This window comes from Nostocoides sp., from assembly GCF_035343835.1.
Taxonomy (GTDB): domain Bacteria; phylum Actinomycetota; class Actinomycetes; order Actinomycetales; family Dermatophilaceae; genus Nostocoides_A; species Nostocoides_A vanveenii.
The window spans coordinates 1-3,075 of sequence record NZ_DAOQZV010000315.1 but is presented as its reverse complement, the minus strand read 5'-3'; the positions used below and the strand labels follow the sequence as shown (position 1 = coordinate 3,075).

5 protein-coding genes are annotated in these 3,075 nt (G+C 74.5%); 4 read left to right on the top strand and 1 reads right to left on the bottom strand.

Annotation, left to right across the window (positions count from 1 at the left end):
* Together PKH97_RS15460 and PKH97_RS15455 are read left to right on the top strand one after the other, a co-directional pair.
* The coding region (locus tag PKH97_RS15460; RefSeq protein WP_324388494.1) for a hypothetical protein at window positions 1-256 on the top strand (256 nt) is incomplete at its 5' end.
* Window positions 253-1,749, top strand: a complete 1,497-nt coding sequence (locus tag PKH97_RS15455) for a DUF5719 family protein (RefSeq protein ID WP_324388493.1) — start codon at window positions 253-255, stop codon at window positions 1,747-1,749. The genes PKH97_RS15460 and PKH97_RS15455, both read left to right, overlap by 4 nt.
* Window positions 1,750-1,764: 15 nt before the next feature.
* On the opposite strand, the gene PKH97_RS15450 is transcribed toward PKH97_RS15455, so the two are convergent.
* Window positions 1,765-2,178 carry a metallopeptidase family protein gene (locus PKH97_RS15450; protein WP_324388492.1) on the bottom strand — a complete coding sequence of 138 codons (414 nt, stop codon included), beginning with the start codon at window positions 2,176-2,178 and terminating at the stop codon, window positions 1,765-1,767.
* Between the two features lie 62 nt (window positions 2,179-2,240).
* Between PKH97_RS15450 and PKH97_RS15445 the strand changes: the two genes are divergently transcribed.
* The gene (locus PKH97_RS15445) at window positions 2,241-2,606 is read left to right on the top strand and encodes a DUF3499 domain-containing protein (protein ID WP_324388491.1); all 366 of its coding nucleotides are present in this window, start codon (window positions 2,241-2,243) and stop codon (window positions 2,604-2,606) included.
* A gap of 101 nt (window positions 2,607-2,707) precedes the next feature.
* Complete coding sequence (locus tag PKH97_RS15440; protein WP_324388490.1) at window positions 2,708-2,902, top strand: Trm112 family protein; 195 nt, start codon at window positions 2,708-2,710, stop codon at window positions 2,900-2,902.
* Window positions 2,903-3,075: the final 173 nt, after the last annotated feature.

Genomic DNA, 3,075 nt, shown 5'->3' with positions numbered 1-3,075 from the left:
CCGCGCCGTCGTGTCCGCCTCCGGCACCCGGCCCGCCGCGACCGTCAGCGCCGACGGCCTAGTGACGTATGCCGTGCCCGCCGGCGCCGATGGCGTCCGGATTGCGGTGCCCCCGCAGCACCGGCTCGGCCAATGGGCCTACCTCGCGGCTCTGCTCCTGCTGGTCTATCTCGCGATCCCGCTCGGCGCACCGCCGCGATCCGTCGCCGCAGCCGCGGGCGCTCCCGCCGATCAATCCGAAGGGGAGCCGGCATGACGCGCCCGATCACCGCCGCCGCCCGGACCGTTGCCACGCTGGCTGCGGGCGCCGCGCTGGTCTACGGGGCGGGGCAGGTCGAAACCACCGTCGACGTGCGCACCGATCCGGTCGCCGGCGCCGCCGGTCAGGTCGCCGTCACCTCCAGCGCGCTCTTCTGCCCGGGAGCCGAGATCGCCGGCGTCCCGGGCGTCCCCTCGGTGGCCACCATAGCCACCCTCATCGGGTCGGCAGCGCCCGCCGAAGCATTGCCACCTGCGGTCACTTCGGTGGGGACGACGGGCGACCTCCAGGCCCGCACCGGCCAGGACGGCATCCTCGCCACGGACACGACGGCCGCCGGCGGTGCCCGATCGAGCGATGCGCGGACCCCCGTCACGGCGACCGTGGCGGGCCCGGACCCGGCGCTGGTGACGGCAACCGGTGCGCGGGCCCCGGGCCTGATCGCGGGCCAGCAGAACGACGCCGCGGGCAAGACGGTCGCAGGGCTGGCCGCCCTGCCCTGCCTGACCCCCACCGCGGATGCCTGGCTGACCGGTGGATCGGGCGAACCCGGCCGCCAGGAGCGGCTTCTGCTTCTCAACCCCGGCGCCAACTCGGTGACCGTCGATGTCGACGTCTTCGGCAAGACCGGCCCCATTGATGCCCCCGGCGGGCGCGGCATCGTCGTCCCGCCCAGGGCACGCACCAGCGTGCTGCTCGACGCCCTCGCCCCCGACGAGGCCAGCCCCGCCTTTCATCTGGTCAGCCGGGGCGGTTTCGTCGTCGCCGGGCTGAACGACTACTGGCTCGACGGCGTCACGCCGCGCGGCATCGAGGACCTCGCGCCCCTCGCGACGCCGGGCACCCGCCTGGTGGTCCCCGGCATCCCGGCGGACGTGCCTGCGACGGTCCGCGTGGTCGGTGCGGGGGAGAAGGAGGCGCTCGTCCAGATCCGCGCGCTGACGACCGACGGTCCCCGGGCCCTGCCCGGCGGTCGCGGTGTCCTGCGCGTGCCCGCGGGCAGCGTCGCCGAACTCTCGATCCCGGCGCCGGACGCCACGCTCGCCCTGGAGATCACGGCCGATCAGCCCGTCACCGCCGCCGTCCTCAGCGCCCCGAAGTCAGGCAGCGACTTCGGCTGGTCGGTCGCCTCGCCCGCGACCGCAGCGGTCTCGGCCGCTGCCTATCCGCCCCTCGCCGCTGATTCACCACGCCACCGGACGCTGGCGCTGGCAGCTGTCGACGGTCCCGTCACGGCGCAGGTCACCACCCGCGCCGCGGACGGCGACCCCCGGACGGCCACGATCGCCGTGCCCGCCGATGCCAGCCGCACCTTTGATGTCAGCGACAGCATTGCCGTATGGGTGCGCCCCACCTCCGGGGCCGGCCAACTCCACGCTGCGGTCACCACAAGCGCCCCCGCGGGGGACGACTTCGTGCTCGCGGGCCTCCCGCTCCAGCCGGTCCGGCTCACGGTCGCCCCGGTCACCGTCCAGCCCGATCGCGGCTGAACGTCCGGCGCCGGATCAATGCGAGTCCAGGTCCTCGGGCGCGACGCCGAGCAGGGCGGCCACATGCTCGGCGAGGATCACCCGCACCAGCTCGGGGCGTTCGGCCGGGTCCGCGCAGCGCGCCTCGATCGGGCGCCGGTAGAGCACGATTCGGGCGGGTAGCCGGCCGGCCGGCGGGAAGAGCCGGCCCAGGGGCAGCCGCTCGTCCTCCCATGGCGCCGGCTCGCTGGGTGGCACCTCTTCGACCGCGAATTCCGTTGCGGCATAACGCTGTCCGAGGGCTCGATCGAATCGCGCGGCCGACTCGATCACCAACTCGTCGAACGCCTGCGCCCGGGTCACCATCGCCGGCACGGGCGGCCAGGCCAGCGGACCGCGCGGGCCGCGTCCGTGCCGGTCGCGCCCGCGGGGGGGTGTCTGGCGCGTCATACCGGCGATGGTACGGCGAGCCGTGGGTGCCATCGGGCAACGGGATGACTTAGTCTTCCCCGGTGACCGTCGCTCGCCGCTGCACCCGCACCGCCTGCGGCCGTGCCGCGATCGCCACGCTCACCTATGTGTATGCCGACCAGGTCGCCGTCCTTGGGCCGCTCTCGACCTATGCCGAGCCGCACTCCTACGACCTGTGCGGTGATCACGCCGACCGGTTGACCGCGCCGCGGGGCTGGGAAGTCGTCCGCCTGGCGATCGACGCGGCGCCCCCGGAGACCCACGACGATCTCGTCGCGCTGGCCAATGTCGTGCGCGAGACCCGGCGCGCCACACCCGCTGCACCGCCCCCGGCACCCCCCGCGCCTAGCGGGCCGGGTGGCAATCGCCGCGCTCACCTGCGTGCGGTGCCCACCAGTTCGGACTGAGCGGCGCCCCGGGTGCGCCCGCCGGGTGCGCTGGGGGAGACTGGAGCACGAACCGAACTCTCGACACGAACCGAACTCTCGACGCCGAAGGATGCCGACGCATGAGCGAGCCCACCACGATCACCCCCTGGGTCCGTGAACTCCTGCGCTGCCCCAACTGCCTGGCCGAGCTGCGCGACGACGTCCATGACGGCGCCCCTGAACTCGTCTGCACCAACGACGACTGCGCCCGCGCCTACCCCGTCGAGGACGGCATCCCGGTGCTCCTGATCGACAAGGCCCGCCCGACCGCCTGATCGCCATGGCTGCCTTCGACCACGACCGGCTCGACGATGCGGGCGCCCTCGCGAGCGCCGATCGCGCTGGCATGCTTCGCGCCCTGGCCGATTCGGGCGCCCAGATTCGCCGCGGGCTCACGCTCGCCGGCGAGAACCCGGCCCTGCGCTCGGGCCGCCTCGAGCGTCCCCGA

Bases quoted from the DNA above. Each gene is read 5' to 3' on its own strand.
- PKH97_RS15455 (WP_324388493.1), top strand. From the start codon at position 253: ATGACGCGCCCGATCACCGCCGCCGCCCGGACCGTTGCCACGCTGGCT.
- PKH97_RS15450 (WP_324388492.1), bottom strand. From the start codon at position 2,178: ATGACGCGCCAGACACCCCCCCGCGGGCGCGACCGGCACGGACGCGGC.
- PKH97_RS15440 (WP_324388490.1), top strand. From the start codon at position 2,708: ATGAGCGAGCCCACCACGATCACCCCCTGGGTCCGTGAACTCCTGCGC.